The sequence below is a fragment of the Pseudomonas sp. S11P7 genome (genome assembly GCF_023195435.1).
GTDB lineage: Bacteria > Pseudomonadota > Gammaproteobacteria > Pseudomonadales > Pseudomonadaceae > Aquipseudomonas > Aquipseudomonas fluorescens_G.
Genome location: NZ_JALPKS020000002.1, coordinates 463,942 through 480,522, shown reverse-complemented (window position 1 = coordinate 480,522; position 16,581 = coordinate 463,942). Strand labels below are relative to the sequence as shown.

Annotated in this window: 18 protein-coding genes; 15 read left to right on the top strand and 3 right to left on the bottom strand. The window is 53.3% G+C overall.

The genetic code is table 11. The annotated features are described in order from the left end of the window. The first annotated feature begins 225 nt into the window (after positions 1-225). The 10 genes from M0746_RS02345 (at position 226) to M0746_RS02300 (ending at position 7,990) form a co-directional block, all read left to right on the top strand. On the top strand, positions 226-1,065 hold the full coding sequence (locus M0746_RS02345; protein WP_258448090.1) for a hypothetical protein: 840 nt from the start codon (positions 226-228) through the stop codon (positions 1,063-1,065). A gap of 215 nt (positions 1,066-1,280) precedes the next feature. After that, positions 1,281-1,478 (top strand): helix-turn-helix transcriptional regulator, encoded by a 198-nt coding sequence (locus M0746_RS02340; RefSeq protein WP_254846392.1) that lies wholly within the window; start codon positions 1,281-1,283, stop codon positions 1,476-1,478. After that, positions 1,475-2,083 carry a hypothetical protein gene (locus M0746_RS02335; RefSeq protein WP_258448089.1) on the top strand — a complete coding sequence of 203 codons (609 nt, stop codon included), beginning with the start codon at positions 1,475-1,477 and terminating at the stop codon, positions 2,081-2,083. Before M0746_RS02340 ends, M0746_RS02335 begins: the two co-directional genes overlap by 4 nt. Beyond that, complete coding sequence (locus M0746_RS02330) at positions 2,080-2,385, top strand: hypothetical protein (RefSeq protein WP_047599285.1); 306 nt, start codon at positions 2,080-2,082, stop codon at positions 2,383-2,385. Before M0746_RS02335 ends, M0746_RS02330 begins: the two co-directional genes overlap by 4 nt. Before the next feature lie 528 nt (positions 2,386-2,913). Further along, entirely contained in the window at positions 2,914-3,198 is a 285-nt protein-coding gene (locus M0746_RS02325; RefSeq protein ID WP_073473331.1) for a hypothetical protein, read from the top strand. Continuing rightward, the gene (locus M0746_RS02320; RefSeq protein WP_102901546.1) at positions 3,195-3,467 is read left to right on the top strand and encodes a DUF3077 domain-containing protein; all 273 of its coding nucleotides are present in this window, start codon (positions 3,195-3,197) and stop codon (positions 3,465-3,467) included. Before M0746_RS02325 ends, M0746_RS02320 begins: the two co-directional genes overlap by 4 nt. Then, positions 3,464-6,370 carry a DUF927 domain-containing protein gene (locus M0746_RS02315; RefSeq protein ID WP_258448088.1) on the top strand — a complete coding sequence of 969 codons (2,907 nt, stop codon included), beginning with the start codon at positions 3,464-3,466 and terminating at the stop codon, positions 6,368-6,370. Before M0746_RS02320 ends, M0746_RS02315 begins: the two co-directional genes overlap by 4 nt. Before the next feature lie 93 nt (positions 6,371-6,463). Continuing rightward, positions 6,464-7,393 (top strand): chromosome segregation protein SMC, encoded by a 930-nt coding sequence (locus M0746_RS02310; protein WP_258448087.1) that lies wholly within the window; start codon positions 6,464-6,466, stop codon positions 7,391-7,393. Then, positions 7,371-7,559 (top strand): hypothetical protein, encoded by a 189-nt coding sequence (locus tag M0746_RS02305; RefSeq protein WP_258448086.1) that lies wholly within the window; start codon positions 7,371-7,373, stop codon positions 7,557-7,559. The genes M0746_RS02310 and M0746_RS02305 overlap by 23 nt, the downstream gene beginning before the upstream one ends. Before the next feature lie 65 nt (positions 7,560-7,624). After that, complete coding sequence (locus M0746_RS02300) at positions 7,625-7,990, top strand: histone-like nucleoid-structuring protein, MvaT/MvaU family (protein WP_258448085.1); 366 nt, start codon at positions 7,625-7,627, stop codon at positions 7,988-7,990. A gap of 276 nt (positions 7,991-8,266) precedes the next feature. Here M0746_RS02300 and M0746_RS29095 read toward each other — a convergent pair whose 3' ends face one another. Together M0746_RS29095 and M0746_RS02290 are read right to left on the bottom strand one after the other, a co-directional pair. Beyond that, positions 8,267-9,199, bottom strand: a complete 933-nt coding sequence (locus M0746_RS29095; protein WP_258448084.1) for a HEPN domain-containing protein — start codon at positions 9,197-9,199, stop codon at positions 8,267-8,269. 284 nt (positions 9,200-9,483) lie between these two features. Beyond that, complete coding sequence (locus tag M0746_RS02290; protein WP_258448083.1) at positions 9,484-11,190, bottom strand: AIPR family protein; 1,707 nt, start codon at positions 11,188-11,190, stop codon at positions 9,484-9,486. Between the two features lie 1,271 nt (positions 11,191-12,461). Between M0746_RS02290 and M0746_RS02285 the strand changes: the two genes are divergently transcribed. The 3 genes from M0746_RS02285 to M0746_RS02275 all read left to right on the top strand — a co-directional run bounded on the left by M0746_RS02285 (position 12,462) and on the right by M0746_RS02275 (position 14,991). Next, positions 12,462-13,106 carry a hypothetical protein gene (locus M0746_RS02285; protein WP_258448082.1) on the top strand — a complete coding sequence of 215 codons (645 nt, stop codon included), beginning with the start codon at positions 12,462-12,464 and terminating at the stop codon, positions 13,104-13,106. Between the two features lie 32 nt (positions 13,107-13,138). Then, positions 13,139-13,699 (top strand): hypothetical protein, encoded by a 561-nt coding sequence (locus M0746_RS02280; protein ID WP_258448081.1) that lies wholly within the window; start codon positions 13,139-13,141, stop codon positions 13,697-13,699. 881 nt (positions 13,700-14,580) lie between these two features. Next, positions 14,581-14,991, top strand: coding sequence for a response regulator (locus M0746_RS02275; protein ID WP_122507812.1), 411 nt, complete (start codon positions 14,581-14,583; stop codon positions 14,989-14,991). Between the two features lie 253 nt (positions 14,992-15,244). On the opposite strand, the gene M0746_RS02270 is transcribed toward M0746_RS02275, so the two are convergent. Further along, positions 15,245-15,505 carry a DUF6429 family protein gene (locus M0746_RS02270; protein ID WP_258448080.1) on the bottom strand — a complete coding sequence of 87 codons (261 nt, stop codon included), beginning with the start codon at positions 15,503-15,505 and terminating at the stop codon, positions 15,245-15,247. A gap of 167 nt (positions 15,506-15,672) precedes the next feature. Between M0746_RS02270 and M0746_RS02265 the strand changes: the two genes are divergently transcribed. Together M0746_RS02265 and M0746_RS02260 are read left to right on the top strand one after the other, a co-directional pair. Further along, positions 15,673-16,002, top strand: coding sequence for a hypothetical protein (locus M0746_RS02265; protein WP_258448079.1), 330 nt, complete (start codon positions 15,673-15,675; stop codon positions 16,000-16,002). 171 nt (positions 16,003-16,173) lie between these two features. Then, positions 16,174-16,539, top strand: a complete 366-nt coding sequence (locus M0746_RS02260) for a hypothetical protein (protein ID WP_258448078.1) — start codon at positions 16,174-16,176, stop codon at positions 16,537-16,539. Positions 16,540-16,581 lie beyond the last annotated feature (42 nt).

The following is a 16,581-nucleotide window of genomic DNA, read 5'->3' as shown; positions in this document are numbered from 1 at the left end:
GACTGCTACCGAACGCCTGAATTTATTGACTCTAAGGCTTGTTACACGATTGCGCGGCTGCTCGTACACCCGATGTAACTCGGCACAAACGTGTAACGGCAAAGCGAGGCTTCGCCCTGCTGCGGGCCGCTGCTTGCCCCGCGCTGACAAAGGGCTTTCGCTGGTTACGCTCGCAAAATATAGGGCGTGGGATCAAAGCGGAGACGATGCGCGAGCCACTGACCAATGACTACTAACCAAAGCATCGCGCATTCGGCACTTACGTCTGGCTTGAGGGGTTTCCTATCTGACCAGTCGCTTTATGCCCTGTGCCGTGAACAGCTCACTGATGTGTGTTACTTGATCGATCAGTGTTGCCAGCGCATCCAGAGCAGCGGCATCAGCAGCGATCTCAGCAGTATGTGCATCAAGGCCACCGTGCATGAGGAAACCATTTTTCAGTACGCCTCTACCGACCACAGAGCGCGCCTCGCCCACTGGGTTCGACAATACAGCGGCTGTCATGCTGCTTCGGATCGAGAGGCTCATGCGGCCTACATAATGGCCTGCGCCGTGAAGGCGCTCGGGATCTTGAGCGATTGGATGCGTGAAGCAGATCAGAAGGTCTGGTCATACGTATCGAAGCATCCGACCGACTGGCCGTGGAGCTTCTACTGTAATTTCGTCGAGACTCAGATTGACCCGCGGGAACGCATTGAGGCGCTCGAGCAATATGTGCTTCATCTGGAGCCGATTACTTCACTCCCCTGCCTTATCGATGATGAGCTGACCCCGACTGCAGATAGAGCTATCAAAAACGCCATTCGCAAGAAAGGTGGCGTCGTCAGTGGGATAGGGCGAGCTCAAGACATGACCACTCGCGATGCGGCTATCACTAAGCAGGCCCTTCATTACTTGGCGAGCGGCATGTCACACAGGGATATCACCTCGAAGGTACATTCCTGGCTCGAGCTGGAAGTCGCAAAACCACCCGCGCAGCGCCCTGGGTGGATCGCCCTTGAAACCGAAAAGGCGTTGTCTCGTAAAAGTGTCGAGGCAATTCTCAAGCGCAACTTCGTGGTGTAAACCTGAAATTTCAAATGGAAGTGAACTGCTCACCGCCGCCCAATCTCTAGACCATTGCTCTCGTCAGTCCAAACCAATCGAGAGCAATACTAATGAGACAGAAATCCGCCCACGCACCCGCTCCAACCTTTTCAAATCTTTCCAGCCCCATTGACTGCACCTCCGCCGTACCAGACTTAGCCCTTCCATTTGACCCTGCCACTACCCTGATTCGCATGCCGAGTCTTGAGGTCGCTACGGGGCTCAAGCGCTCGACTCTCTACAAGCTGATGCAGGGCCCTGAAAGTGGTTTTCCACGACCGGTAAAACTGAGCAATAGCAACGCACGCGGTGCTCCTGTCGCGTGGGTTCTTTCTGAAGTCCAGAGCTGGGTCAAAAGCCGCATCGAGGCCCGTGATCAGGTGGCCGCATGAAGCGCAATTACTGCCCTTTCAAAGGGCCATTCTTCGACTCGTACAGCATCGGATTTCGCCTTTATCAAGCTAGTGAAATTAACTGGCGCCATCGCACTATTGCGGGTGTGAGCTGGAACGGCGAAGAGCAAGAAGCGTTCTTTTTCAGCCCTGACGGCCTAGTACTTCCACTCAAAGCCAACCCTTGGGAACTGCCCGAACTGATCCGCAAAAATGCGGTGCGCAGACAGTTTTCGAGCGTTCACGGCTCCGGCTATTTCGCCATGAGCGAAAGCCGCCTCGCCTCGCTGAAATCGCGCGGCATGGCCGACTGGGTTACCTACTGGCTCGTCGATCAATCAGCGGGATTCGCGAACGATCCGGCGGTATGGCAGCGCATCATGGATGAGGATCTCGCCCTCGAGAAGAAAACAAGCGAGCGCGCTCATCAAGATATGCGCTTGACCTCCGACCTGAACAGTTATGTCGAGGAGTGTGTTGCACAACGCCGCGAGCAAATGGCCGTTGTACACCGTCGCCGCTGTGCTGAAGACTGCAAGATCCTCGCTTGGCTCAAGGGCGAAACACCTCCTCCACTGTTCGCTAATACGCAGGAGGTAGCATGAATCGCAAGATCGCTGATAACGCCTTGATGCATCCGTTCTCCGTACTGCGCCGCATCGGATTTTCTACTCGCCTCATGCAGCGCCTTGAACGCCACCGCAGCCAACAGGAAAAGCGAGGCCGCGTGGTCAGCGTACTGAGTTGGGCCGACGGCACCTGGTGCGCCCTCTCCCTCCACTGCGAAAAAACCGGCGCGGTGATCGTCGACGAAGGCCAGCAAACCCAAGCCTACGAAGACGCCCGCTCGATGCTCAGCGGCGGCTTCCTACCCCTCCTATCCCTGCGCTGGGAAGCCCATGCCTGAAACGAAAACGCCTCCGGGGGCGATCCGGAGGCGTTGAGGTCAATCTACATGCACGAACAATTTATGCCGCACCTGAAAAAACCGCAAGCCATCAGCGCAGTTGCACTTTCGAAAAACGGACGTTACTCTTTGGCCGTCGCTGCAAACTCAGCGACCGGGCTTGGTAACCCGTTGAACAATAGGCGCAACAGCGCCCATATCTCTTTTGCAGGCGCTTTTTTTGCGCCCGCAAATCCGTTTTATGGCGGCTGTGCGTGGGAGACCTTCGGGTCTGCCGGGTTCCTATTGTCCCGGTTTACCAACCTGCGCACAGCTGCCACCCATTCGCTTGGTAACGAACGTGGCAGCTCCTCAACAATAGGAGCTTCGCCAGATGCACGCCCTCAATCCGTCCAAAATTCGCGCCGCTGCACACCGTGCAATGGCTCTCGCCGCTTTACACGCCAACTCCAGCCTCGCTACACGCCTCTCCCGTTACAACGCTCACATGGCCAAAGCCCGCGCACTCGAAACCGCAGGCGGTGCCCAATGAACAACGCTTTGAGTTTCGCCCTGCCCGAAGACCTGCTATGCGTGAATCCGACCGCAGAAGCCGGTGTGCCCATCGACGCCATTACCTGCGCAATTGCTCGCGCCGACTCGGTGCTGACGTTGCTTGAAGAACACTTTGAAAGCGACTCCTCGCGCCTTGCTAACCACGTTATCGCGGCCGTCCTCTGGGACGTGCGCGGCACTCTTGGTTTGATTAAAACACTGACCTTGCACGGCGACTCCACCTCGACGCCTGCTGCGCAGAAAGGCGGTGCGCTATGAACACCTCCACCACCCTCGGGCATGCCACCTTCACTCGCGTGAACGCCTCCGACTTGAAGTTGTTCCGGGTCAATGCCGGAGTACCGGTCGAGGACGCACTGGAGATGGTTTCCCTGCTGCAGCATCACGCCAACCAACTCAACTTCGACGCCGCCATGAGCGACAGCGGTGAGCGTTTCAGTTGGCCAGCTCTGTACCTTGGCGAGATGGCCAAAGCGCTGATTGATGACATCAACGACGCACTGTTTCTGCCGAGGGCTGACACATGAGCCAGCGCCCGAATAGCAACACCAAACGTCCAAGTTTTGCCGACGTGAAGGCCGCCGCGCTGAAAGACATCGATCGGGTCTTGTCGCACTGGCTGCCCAACGGCAAGCGCGTCGATGGCGGCAAAGAATACACCGCACCGAATCCAACCCGCAGCGACAAGCGCGCCGGTTCGCTGAAGATCAGTTTGAGCAAAGGCACATGGTCCGACTTTGCCACCGGGGACAAGGGTGGCGACCTGATTGATCTGGTGCGCTATCTGGACGGCGGCACCGACATCGAGGCCTGCAACCAACTCGCTGAATTGCTCAACGTGTCGCCCGGCGCCGCCCAGGCGAAGACAGCTCCTGCCAAAACAAAGGCACCTGAGTGGATTGCCATTCAGCCGATACCACCGGAGGCCATGAACAAGTGCCCGGCCAAGCATCGGCAGCACGGCGCACCGTCCAAGGTGTGGATCTACCGTGACGCTCAAGGTCAGCCGCTTATGGCGCTCTATCGCTTCGACCTCGCGCCCGATGAGGGCGGCAAGCCGAAGAAGGTTTTTGCACCCCTTACATGGTGCGAGCGCGCCGACGGCCAAATCAAGCAATGGCGCTGGCAGGGTCTGCCCGATCCACGTCCGCTGTTGCGACTTGATGAACTGGCTCAACGTAGTGATGCACCGGTAGTTTTGTGCGAAGGCGAAAAAGCTGCCGACGCTGCCGCCGAACTGCTGCCGAGCCACGTGGCCACCTGCTGGCCGAACGGTTCCAACTCTTGGCACAAAGCCGACCTGACACCGCTGAAAGGCCGAGACGTGCTGCTGTGGCCTGACAACGACGACAGCGGCAAAGCTTGCATGAAAACCGTCGCCGAGAAGCTGCGCGAAATCGGCGCCGCCTCGGTCCGTTTCATCGCTCTGGACTCGTTCAAACGCAAGCCCACGCTGAAGAGTGGCCGCGTCGCTTTCGCCAAAGGTGGTCAATGGGATGATGGTGATGACGCTGCCGATGCGCTCACCAAAAATTGGACAACCGCGCATTTCGCCGAGCTGCAAAGCAGCGGCGAGCTGTTTGGTTTGGTCGAGGAAAAACCATCCCCGGAGCAAACCGAAGCCAAGCCGGACGCGAAGACGAAACCCGCAGCCAAGCGCCCGACGAAATCGAAAACCGACTTGATGCCCGGCGGCTTTCGACTCACGTCCGAAGGCGTGTTTTATTCGGGCGACGACGGTGAGGCGCGTCCGGTGTGCTCGCCACTGGAGATCCTCGCCCGTACTCGCGACGACAAAGGACAGAACTGGGGCTTGTTAGTCGAATTCGACGATCCCGACGGCGCCAAGAAGCGCTGGAACATTCCGGCGCGCACCATGACCGGTGACTTCGGCAAAGATGTGCTGGGTCCGCTGGTGGACATGGGGCTACGCCTCGCAGGCAGTCGTTCTGGCCGCAATGCACGCAATGACCTGCAGAGTTATCTCGGCGGCTTCGACAGCGCGCAACGGGCTCGACTGGTCACGCGCTTGGGTTGGCATGACACTGCCTTTCTACTACCCGAGCAGCAGGTCGGCGCGCACAGCGAACACTTGCACTTCTACGAGGCCGGCTCGCAACTTCCGCCGATCAGCGAAGCGGGCACGCTTGAACAATGGCAGGAACAGATCGGCGCGCTGTGCATCGGTAATCACCGTTTGGCGTTTGTCGTCGGGGTGGCCTTCGCAGGGCCGCTGCTGCACATGCTTGGTCATGAATCGGGCGGCTTTCACTTGTACGGCGATAGCTCCGGCGGCAAGACCACGCACTTGCAAGTTGCCGCGTCAATCTATGGCGGACCGCGTTTGGTGCGTTCGTGGCGGTCGACCGATAACGCGCTCGAATCCATTGCCGCCGCGCATTCCGACGGCCTTCTGATCTTGGATGAAATCGGCATGTGTGACCCGCGCATTATCGGCGAGACGGTGTACATGCTCGGCAATGGCACCGGCAAGGCACGCGCCAACGATCGAGGCCAAGCTGGCCGACAGGTACAGGAGTGGCGCCTGCTATTTCTCTCCACCGGCGAGAAGACCTTGGCCCAGCACATGGCCGATGCGAACAAGGAACTGAAAGCGGGTATGGAAGTGCGCATGCTCGCTGTCCCGGCCGATGCCAGCAAAGGCCTTGGCATGTTCGATGTGCTTAATGGTTTTGAGGATGCGGCGGCACTGTCCGACGCGCTCAAGGCACGAGTAGCAAAATATTACGGTACTCCACTCACTGCATTCCTCACGGCGCTGTGCGAACCCGGCAAACGTCACGGTTGGTCCGCCATCCTGCGCCGCACGCTGGAAGGGTTTATCGCCCAGTCGCTCCCGGCCTCGGCCAGCGGACAGGCACACCGTGCAGCCGCTCGCTTCGGCCTCGCGGCCGCAGCGGGTGAGCTGGCCACCGCAATGGGTATCACCGGCTGGCCCGACGGAACCGCCACCACCGCTGCTCGCGTGTGCCTCAACGCATGGATGAACGAGCGAGGCGGCGCCGGGAACTTCGAGGGTGATGCGATCTTGGCGCGGCTGCGCCAGGTCATCGAGCGCTTTGGCGAAAGCAGGTTCACCCGCTGGGAATCGGCGGCGGCAAAGATCGACGAACACGGCCCGCGCACCATCGACCGTCTCGGTTTTCGCAAAACGCTGGAGCACGGCTTGGGCGACTCGTTGCACACCACCAACACCTATTACGTGCTGCCCGAAGCATGGCGCTCGGAGATCTTCCGGGGCATGAACATCAACGCCGTGAACAAGGAGCTGCTACAGCGCGGCGTTCTTGAGCCGGGAGGCGATGGTAAGGCATCGAGTTCGATCCGGTTGCCCGGTCTAGGCACGCAACGCTGCTACGTCGTGAAGACCATTCCGGGAATGGATGAGAGCGAGGCTCGGGCTGCCTGAGGGCATCTCTGCTGATCGAGGTAGCGCCGGCTTATTCCCGGCCTCGCCAGCCACTCAACCAACCCCCAATCGAATTGCACAGAGACTAAACACATGAACGAGATTCAAGACCTGAAAGACCGTCGCGACCAACTGCGCAGCGAGGCAGAACGGTTTCACGCCGAAATGCTGCCACTTGATACTGTGCTGGAAAGTGACGACCCCATTGAACCGGATCGGAAACGCGAACTACGGGATAAGTACAACGAGCTGAAACGGAATTTCGATTCGCGCAACAACAATGCCGACCTTTTGGATCGGAAGATCAGTCGCCGTGAGAATCTTCTCAACTGCGATTCCCTGATGGCGGGTTACATCGAGGCGATGGATAACTGGAAGGCTGATGAGCAGGAGCTAAACGAAAAGCGCCAGAGCCTCAGCACTCGCCTGGAGCAGATCCAACAACAGGCGGCGGAGGACATGATCAAAGCGCGTCAGGCGGAAACGGACGCTGCCACTGCGTACGCACAGGCCGTTGCATGGGGCGATACCGAAGGCGAGAAGACCGCCAACACCGACGCACAAAAGGCGGCGAAGAACCTGACAGCCGCCGCCGAACATGACCGTCGGCAACACCTGATCATGGCCGCTTTGGAGCAAGAGCTGCTCACCGTGGATAATTACATCGCTGAAGCGCAGGAAAAGCATAGGGCGATAGAACGCACCGCGCTTTGGCTCTCGCAGACGGTACTCGAGGAGCGATGGAACGAGGCCGCAAAAGCATTGTTCGAGGTGGGTGGAAAGCTGTGGGCTAATTACAAACTGCTGGATCTTGATCAGGTAGGGATGATGAATTTGGCCGTACCCGAACAAGGCGAAAATCATGGGCGATGGACATGGCACGAGCTCATAGACCGCTCTTACCAATACAGCGCGCGGGACTTAATCCAGCTCGACAGCCTGCCGGTGCAGCAGCAGCCCGAAAATATGAGCAATCTGGAACAACGCAAGGATGAACTTAATGAACAAGCCGATACAGAATAGTGCCAGTTGGTCTGACACGCTCAAAACTCGAAAGGCTCATCTCAATGCCCTACTGAAGACCATCAACGCAGGGCCGGACAAAACCAATCCGATACAAACGCTGACTATCAACGCGATTAAATCGGAAATGACGCATATTGAAAGCCAACTGAATCGCCGGAAATAGTGCTGAACTTGTAACCATCGTTACTATCCAAATGAGCATGCATCTCCTCACTAAAGGGAAACAACATGTCCAAACTCGCAGAATACCGTCAGTTGGAAAAACACCTCGCCGAGCAGCTCCAGGCACTGGAAGCACTAAAGGGTGATGACGGACTGAAGAAAGAAATCGAGTTCGAAACGAAGCTGCGCAAGCTGCTTGAACACTATGGTTTCAGCTTGAAGCACATCGTCAATCTGCTGGACCCTCACGCCTCAACGCGGCCGCAAACCTCTGGTTCGGTATCAGGCAAGCGCAAACCTCGCGAACTGAAGGTGTACAAAAACCCGAGTACCGGTGAATTGGTCGAAACTAAGGGTGGGAACAACAAAGTGTTGAAGGAGTGGAAAGCCAAACACGGCGCCGACGTCGTCGAGGGATGGTTGAAGAAGTAAAAGAAGCTATACCTAAAAAAGGGCCCAGACGGGCCCTTTTTGCTACTAGCACTCAGCTCAATATCGTCCGAAAGCTCCAACCAAGAGTGACGAAAGACATGCTCAGCAGGACATTTTAGCAGCAAAACTAGGGGCTGCTTTCGCTCAGCACCCACACAAGGATGGTGGCAATTATGGCGCATTTAAACTCATATAGATTAGCCACGCAATAACGGTATTCGATGCCGCACGCCCTGAACAGCTACGAGAAATCTAAATAAGTTAAAATGCAGGCGTTCAACTTATGCCAAAAATCATTCCTGCCAAGTGATTTGCAATCGTCTCTCTAGAGCTGTTGCTAAACATATCATAGAGCTTTTTATTGCCAAAAATCTTTAACAAACAAGCTCTAGCTAAATCATCACAATGAACGGCTAAGTTTTTGAGGTTCGCGACTGAACTGTCTAAATTATCTCCGTGCACTGCCTTAGATCGGACTGCGTACGCTTTTTTGGTTAGCTTGTACAATTCAATTCTTTTTTCAGGTTCATCGTGCAAGAAAAAAGCTATTCTTTGGGATAATTGATGAGACAGCTCTGCAGTATCGGTACTGAACAGCGATTCAAAAAAACTGCAGTAGCACGCAATTTTAAAACCTAAGTCCCGGTTATTTCGAGCGGCCTGCAAATGGTAAAGGCCAACATTTAGGCGCCCCATTGACTTCCTGAGCGAAGTTTGCTTCGGAATGGTGCGCTCTTTGAAACTATCAAACTGAACGATGCGCCCCTCAATCAATGCATGAAACTCTTCTGCTTTGACTGTTATATTGACGTCCTCTCCAGTAGCATTGGAGTTGAATACCGGCAGACAGTTTACTGATAGGGCTTCTATATCCACTGCGAGCGCAAATGCTTGTTGGCAATTTATGCTGTTATCACGCCACAGCCACATTTCCCCGCAAAAACTTTGGATCTCCCTAAGAAAATCCAATAGCATCTCTTCCATCGATTGTGGAGCAACAAGCTTGCGCTCAACGTAGAGAACAGGCCGACCGGAAATTAGATAATTGTACTCAAGCTTTCCAATCTGATTGATGTGAAAATCATTAATCAGAGCTGAAATTTTTTCACTATCATTGGTCAGGGTCAGCTTTCGTTCAAACCCTACAGTGCAGAAAATTTTTTGCTCTATATGAAAATAGTCGAGTGCAGCGATAAAAACAAAATTCACTATGGTCAACTTCCTACATGGCTACGCTTTTTATTAGAACATAAATTCATCATTGGATGACGACTAAAAATTAGCGCTCAAGTCTAATCCTTAGCTGGACACATCAGGCTCACAGAGGAATTCTTATAGAGCCTCTTATAACAGCCGTTTTGAAACTTAAAAAAGCTTCTTTCGAATAAATCATGAGATCGAAGCTTACGCTAGCGCTTCTCGGTAGCGGAGCAGTTTTAGGGAAGCCAGACCATTTCCTAACGGCCTAGCTTTTGCCTTCGGACAATAGAAAATTATTGCAAATCTCCCGGACTAATTCCGTATTTCGCAAGCTCCGCTGTGAAAGAAGTTGCTCGATCACGGCGAATGGCTTTGACATAGGAAGGGATAATTTGCTTTGAAAGTGCCTTTATCGCCGTCGGACTTTTCAGTTCTCGTTTATGGTCAAATGGGTTGCTTCCTTCTCTGCGCTCTTCAATCTCGGCATTCAAATCGGTTATGAGGTCAGCTACAATTGGCGCGAAAATTTTCAACGCATTATCAGCACCGACGATTTCTACTAACCGGCCCGCATTAGAGATAAAGGCTTTACCTGCATCATCTTCCTGCATCGCCTGACGGATAAGGTAAAGCATGAAAAATTGAACCAACTTATAATTCGCCACAAGCTGATCTCTAAACAATTCTAGAGAGTTTAATATTGCTAGATGCAGTATTTGAAGTGCTACGATCCTACCAGCTGTAACTTCGGGACGCCCGAAAATCTCACTATGTAGCTCATCGAACAATTTGTAAGATTGGTGACAGGACCACGGCTGTTGCAAATCAAATGCAAGTAGCAGTCTCGCTGCCTCTTCGTTAGTAATAACATTATCAGCTGTTAATTTTTCACCGCGTTTGATTTCGTAATCATACACTCCAGGAAAGTCATTACGAAATTCTGTCTGGAGTCTTTTTTGAATATTGCTATTGGATTGAAGGTCGCGTGCATTTATCGAGTTTTGGTTGTTGCTGTGTCGGGTGATTTTTGCTGCAAGTTCATTTTGCGGCGGCAGCATAATGATGCGAGCTAGCAGCCTCAGTTCATTAGTTATTTTTGCCCGCTGCTCATGAAGTGTTGTAAGGCTTTGGCAACCGTTAACAACAGTGTACCCGTCGATTGTTATATGGTCATTTTCGCGGATTACAGATTCGGCGAGTATGGTCAAGCCGTTGTGATATAGGATAAAGTTTTTATGCTCTGCTTGTTCGTTTACACTCTCCGCGATAGCTTTGTTTACTTTTGTTCTGCCGAGCGCTTTCCTTACGTTCCAAGCAAATAGCTCCCCGCTTTGGAGTCCAGGTAGAGCTACCAGTTCAGTAGCAAGAAGCGGTGCAACAAACACTTTAGCATCGGGCGTTGTGTATTCGATTGCCATTTGGCCGTCGAGACGAAAAGTCACAGAAGAATGAACGGGTGCAGACTCCCCGGCAGCCACCCAATCTTCAGACAATCTTAGTTGATCAAATATTACTATATCAGGTCGCTGAGCTATATAATTCTTTGCGTTATTATCAGCTTCAACATTTGTAATAAAGATTCCAGTTATTTTATAGCCTTTTTCCACCAAGTTGGCAATATCAAGATCCTTTATAAGACCTTTTAATTCAATATTAACCGTCGTTGCTACTAAGTTTTCGATACTGGCTTTGGACTTCAGCTGATCCATAGTGCCGGCAAACTCTTTAAGAGTAACATCACCCAGTGTTTTGCGAGTGTTTTGATAGAGCTTTGTTTGAAAAACTACAATTTTTTCAAAGTTTTCATCAACATAGATACCGTCTATACCCTTGTCGTCTGGGCCGTCACAGATGGTATCTTGAGAGTCAGATTCTTCCAATCGAAAGTAGTGTTCTAAGTACCACCCGAGAAAAGCACGAGATTCTGTCCGCCCAGCCAACAAGTGACGTCCAAACATTCCAAGAATTTCAGGATAAGTAAAAATAAGATTATTTTTCATTTGCTCTTCCGTGCCAATGGTTATTAATCGTGGTGATTTCGGAAAGTACGTCAATTCGCATGCTTTAAGCGATCGTCTAATTAAATCGCATTCATTTTAGGTGAATAAGACCCCAAAACGATTGGCGCTACAATACCTACTTGCATTTCTGTCTCGAAGCGCCTGCCGTGATGCGATATCGGTCACGTAAGGAAAATGACGGCGCGCGATGCCACCAATTGAATTTGTTAAAGAGCGGCTGGGGAGCGAAGACTGAATCGCTCCGTATCTGTACCACACATGACGACTACTTTTAGACGATAGCTGACTTTCACGAATGGCAGCTATTGGCCGGTTTCTGGCTATGGCAGGAGGCTGCACGCGCCCAAAAGCAGACAGTCGATGTTTGCAGGTTTGGTTTCGACCGATCCGTAGGGCATTGGAGCTTGCGCTATAGACGGCTATCGCCAGCATTAGAATCTGGCGCCGATTTTAGGGCACTCACTTTTTCGCGAGCAGTATAGTGAACCCGATCCTCATCCTATCGCTTTCTGATAATGAGCCGCCAAATAGATGGCTTTTGGCCGGATGGCTGATTAACATCGGGATGCCTCGCCTGCTTGCTGGTGCAGCCGCCTCACCGCACTGAACCAAGTTTGACAGACGCCAGCCATCTCTCTTCGGAGGTTGCTGTCCGGGTCGCGACCAAGATCGCCGTTAAGGCTTCGCGGTCTCCCGAAGGTAAAGAGCACCGCTCGACTGCTGCGTCAATAACCGTAACTCTGTCTGTACGTTGGGGTCACCAGACGGTTAGCAGCTTTATTTTCAGCGTGGTGTTCGATGTTCAGCCGCACGGCGTGCGCTTGACCGCGAAACCCAAAAAGGTACGATTTGCGCCTTGGCGGGGCCTTCGGTGGAGAAAGTGCGGTCGTGCAAAAACGTGCCAACCTGGTGCATAGCGCAAGCTTAACCGCGAGGCCCAAAAAGCTACGATTTATCGTATTTTGACGGAAACTTTGGGGGTAATCATGCGTTTATGCAAAAACGTGCCAGCTTGGCGCTCGCCGCACCACGGAGTTTCGTGACTGCGATCAGCCTCGCCTGCTTGCTGGTGCAGCCGCCTCACCGCACTGAACCAAGTTTGACAGACGCCAGCCATCTCTCTTCGGAGGTTGCTGTCCGGGTCGCGACCAAGATCGCCGTTAAGGCTTCGCGGTCTCCCGAAGGTTGAAGGTCCCCTGTAGCAGTTGGGTGAGAGTTCACTGGTGTCTCCCAACAAACAAGGAGTTTTTGTGACCTCATCGCTTTACCGTAGGATTTATAGCGGGGATTCGTTGTATGCGGCTTGGAGGAAGGTCAAAGAAAGTGCCTTTTCTTCATCGTCCGAAACTATCCGAAACGAAGCCAAGGATTTCGAGAGCCAACTCCCTCGGTCGCTTTCCGACATCCAGCGCGCGCTATCCAAGAAGACCTTCGCCTTCCAAAAGCAGACCGGCGTGGCAAAACTCAAAGCCAACGGAAATTCTCGCCCGATTGTGCTTTCACCTATACCCAACCGGATCGTCCAGCGGGCTCTACTTGAGGCCTTATCCCGTATTAAGTTCGTGAAAGAAGCGCTGGCTACCCCTACGAGCTACGGAGGCATAAAAAACAAACGAGTCTCGATGGCGATAGCCGATACCAAAGCAGTCATTGCAAAAGGTGCCACCTTCCATATCAGGTCAGATATCGCCGAGTTCTTCACTAAAATTGACAAGGCCCGTGTGATGGCACTCGTAGCCCCTCACATCACATGCCCTGATACGATTGCATTATTTCGAGCTGCGATCACTACTGACCTTGCGAACATTGACTTGCTTCGACGTCGGCGTCTGGATGAGATTTTCCCAATTGGGGTGGAGGGTATAGCTCAAGGATCCCCCTATCCCCACTCATAGCCAATTTGTACCTACGAGACTTTGACAGGGCCATGAACGATGGTGATGTCACGTGTCTGCGGTACATCGATGACTTCCTAATCCTCGGGGAGGACATGAGCTGCGTCGATCGTGCTTTTAACAAAGCACAGGCTGAGCTCAAAAAACTATCACTTGAAGCATACCGGCCCTCAGCGACAAGCGATAAAGCTTCAAGGGGCCTTACAGCTAAAGGATTCGACTTCTTAGGCTGCTTCGTTTCGGCAGGACTGGTTCAGCCATCTACAGCTACGAGGGAGCGATTCAAGGAGCGGATCAAGTCCGATTTAGACGCATCGATACGCATGATGAAATTCAGTGTCGAAGCTGGGGATATATCCCCAAAGGGATCCTACTCTGGCGCTTTACAGAATCTCGACCGAGTAATCCTGGGTTGGGGAAAAGCCTTTTGCTTTTGCAGCAATGGACAGTGGATAAAAAGTTTGGATGACTACATCACAAGTGCGTTGGCGCAGTATGAGATGGAGAAAGCGAATCTCTTCCAAAAAGCAAATGGCACGGCCCAGCGTACGATGCTGGGGGTAAGGCTGCTTGCAACGGTCCACTCGGAGTAGAGAAACGGAGCGACCGCTTTAGGCCGAAAGCAGACGCACGTAGGTGGCAGTTTTTGGCATTGACGGTCTTAACTGCGCTGCTTTGTCCGCCGAGATGCGCCGCTGCTTTATCCGTAGAAGGATCGAAACGTTACACCTTTCCTTAATGCTACACCTCATTCCGAAGAAATCCCCAATCAGTGTAACGCTAGTTTTATTCAATAAAATCAACCAGTTGGAATATAGCGCTACACCTGTAACACCCGTTACACGCTATTTTTTACATGTCTGCCCCACCCCCCATTAACATAAGATCCACCAGCGGAAAGATTCCAGCGGGAGCCGGGGGCCCCTGAGCAAAATAGACATACACGGGGTCGGAAACCCGCCGGACTTTGTTAGCGGACAGGTGCGCAGCTTAGTGAACAGGTGAACCGGGTGAACACACAGTTCACCAGTGCAATTGCACAAGGTGTTGAGAGGTCGCCGGGGACCCTGAGCATTTCCGAATGGCACGGGGCATAAAACCCGCGCGATCTTGGTAGTGGCTGAATTTTCTACATTGGTTGACAGGTTGACTCGGTTGACGGCCCAAGGTGTCCATAATCATCAACACAAAAGGCCATCGTTACCAATGCGGTAACGATGGCCTCTTTTCAGCAGAATTCTTTCGATTTCAATGACTGAAATTTCAGTAACTTTGAAAACCTTCCACTAACGAAGTCCCGCGGGTTTCCGACCCCGTGTCTACTCAATATCGCCAGGGGCCCCGGCTATTTTTCAATCGCCAGGCGATCCGGACCCGTTTTGCTCGTTGCCAAAGGTTCGGAAAACAAGCGAGGCAGTTTGGCGCTAGACTTCACCTTCACGTTCGTCCGCCTAAGGCGATGATAAGGCCATCTATGATCGCAAACTGGGAAGGAATGAGACGAATCGATGGTGAGATATTGATCATCGAGGACGATCCGACTCTGCGTAGGATTACCCAACACATCGTGGAGGAGTTAGGCGCGGAGGCCGTCACGTTTGAGTCAGCCGATGACGCGCTGGTGTATCTCTTGCAATCAAGCAAGCACTGCTGCCTTGTGATCGCTGACTACGGCGTGCCGGGCCAGCTCAACGGGATGGAGCTTATTCGACTGGTCAGAGAAAAGTGGCCGTCCGTCAAAACATTATTGATGTCCGGTTACGAACTCTTGCCTGCAACAGTGTCTGCTCCTACGGTCTACCTTCAGAAACCGTGGACGATCGATGAGCTCTTGGTTTCGATAGCTGATTTGCTACAACCCGACTTCCCTATACAGAAACTGTAGGTCGCAATCAGTCGTCGATACAGCCCGGCGAAAGGATGAGAAGGCTAACAGAGCACACCGTGTATCCCAGCTTGTATCCCAAACTTTCGGAATCCTCTACAGACCACAGGATATCTGGAACAAGCGAGTCTCCCTCGGGCACCAAAATTAAGAAAGGTCTTGCTTTGCAAGGCCTTTTTTTCGTCTGCAATAAAGTGGACGCGCAACGCTGAAGGCTCACCACCGCGCGGGTCGCACGTGACATAGTACGGACTCAGGTGTCGGAGTCGTTTGCAGGCTCAGCCTGAGCACTTCCCCCAAACAACCGCGCCGCCATCGCCCGCCCACGCTCCAACCCCTCCTCCGTCAACCAAACCGATTTGTTCCTGTTAACTGGATCACTGATCAAACCCTGCTCATGCAATCGATTCATGATCTCGAAGTCATAGCCTTTCCAGGTATGACCACGGTCGGAGGCGTAAGCCGCCAGGAGGGCAAGGACGGCGTCGTCGATCAATTGTTCGTCGTATTCCATGGTAGTTACTCCACTGATGTTCAACTGATCTAATCAAAGCGCCACAACAAAATGAATGTCAACGCTGCACCAGCGGCTCGTATAATCACGCCCGCGCTACAGGCTGCCGGCGGCATCTTCGTGTGCGCATCGGTTCCAAGTCCTCCATTCAACTGACAAGACACCCCATGGAAACCTCACTGGAAACCATCGCCCTCTTCTCTCTCAAACTCGCCTACGAGGAGGAAGGCCTGAGCCCGATTCTGCGTGATGACATGGTCATGGGCGATTACCAGAAGGACATTTTCGAGCTGTTGGTCAAGCGCGGCGATGTGCAGGCGATTCAGTTCAAGATGAGTGAATGCCTGAGCCTGGCGATGGATGCGTTGGGTGGGGTTGAGAAGCCGTTGGGGCGGGAGTTGAGCAAGTTGTCGGCGCAATTGAGTCAGGCGCAATCGCTGGAGCAGTTGGGGCAGCCGCTGCTCGCGATCACGGCGTATTTGCGCGACATTCTTTGAATGTTGCGCGGGCATTGCTTGAGAAAACATCCCGGTATTTCTTCTGATCAGCGACGCGCAGTCCATGACAGAGAAGGCATGGCGCGACGCTACTATTTTGCTATCTTGCCGTCCACTCGCTACTGACGCTTCCAGTCGTCGTCTCTGTCTCGTGGAAGGAAGGAAAATTCGATGGATGCTTTGTTGTGTGCAGGGGTCATGGCTGCCATGTGGTTTTGGGTGGTGCGGCAGCGTGGGAACTGGAATCTGCTGCTGGCGAACCTTGCCGGGGCTGGCAGTGCCGTGGTGGCGGGCATTGTCTTCACGCTGATTTATGACGGGCTGTTCGGCACTACCATGGCAACGCCGGGACTGCATGGCAGCCTGGTGAGTTTCATGACCAGCGCCGGCGTCCTGGCGGGGGTGTGGTTGTGGATGGCCAAGCGGCGACAGCCAGTGCATCCGGTCGCCCGGCAACTGCTCGCGGGGGTCTGTGGTTTCGCTGCGGGGATGGTCACGCTGATGTTTCTGGCGGCGAATTATTTTCCGCAACCATAACCGGACGGCGCGCCTATTTTGTTATCTTGCCGGCCATCTTTG

Coding starts and splice junctions, on each gene's coding strand:
- M0746_RS02335 (WP_258448089.1), top strand. CDS start 1,475: ATGAAGCGCAATTACTGCCCTTTCAAAGGGCCATTCTTCGACTCGTAC.
- M0746_RS02275 (WP_122507812.1), top strand. CDS start 14,581: ATGATCGCAAACTGGGAAGGAATGAGACGAATCGATGGTGAGATATTG.
- M0746_RS02300 (WP_258448085.1), top strand. CDS start 7,625: ATGTCCAAACTCGCAGAATACCGTCAGTTGGAAAAACACCTCGCCGAG.
- M0746_RS02290 (WP_258448083.1), bottom strand. CDS start 11,190: ATGAAAAATAATCTTATTTTTACTTATCCTGAAATTCTTGGAATGTTT.
- M0746_RS02325 (WP_073473331.1), top strand. CDS start 2,914: ATGAACAACGCTTTGAGTTTCGCCCTGCCCGAAGACCTGCTATGCGTG.
- M0746_RS02315 (WP_258448088.1), top strand. CDS start 3,464: ATGAGCCAGCGCCCGAATAGCAACACCAAACGTCCAAGTTTTGCCGAC.
- M0746_RS02260 (WP_258448078.1), top strand. CDS start 16,174: ATGGATGCTTTGTTGTGTGCAGGGGTCATGGCTGCCATGTGGTTTTGG.
- M0746_RS02270 (WP_258448080.1), bottom strand. CDS start 15,505: ATGGAATACGACGAACAATTGATCGACGACGCCGTCCTTGCCCTCCTG.
- M0746_RS02305 (WP_258448086.1), top strand. CDS start 7,371: ATGAACAAGCCGATACAGAATAGTGCCAGTTGGTCTGACACGCTCAAA.
- M0746_RS02320 (WP_102901546.1), top strand. CDS start 3,195: ATGAACACCTCCACCACCCTCGGGCATGCCACCTTCACTCGCGTGAAC.
- M0746_RS02330 (WP_047599285.1), top strand. CDS start 2,080: ATGAATCGCAAGATCGCTGATAACGCCTTGATGCATCCGTTCTCCGTA.
- M0746_RS02310 (WP_258448087.1), top strand. CDS start 6,464: ATGAACGAGATTCAAGACCTGAAAGACCGTCGCGACCAACTGCGCAGC.
- M0746_RS02340 (WP_254846392.1), top strand. CDS start 1,281: ATGCCGAGTCTTGAGGTCGCTACGGGGCTCAAGCGCTCGACTCTCTAC.
- M0746_RS02280 (WP_258448081.1), top strand. CDS start 13,139: ATGAACGATGGTGATGTCACGTGTCTGCGGTACATCGATGACTTCCTA.
- M0746_RS02345 (WP_258448090.1), top strand. CDS start 226: ATGACTACTAACCAAAGCATCGCGCATTCGGCACTTACGTCTGGCTTG.
- M0746_RS02265 (WP_258448079.1), top strand. CDS start 15,673: ATGGAAACCTCACTGGAAACCATCGCCCTCTTCTCTCTCAAACTCGCC.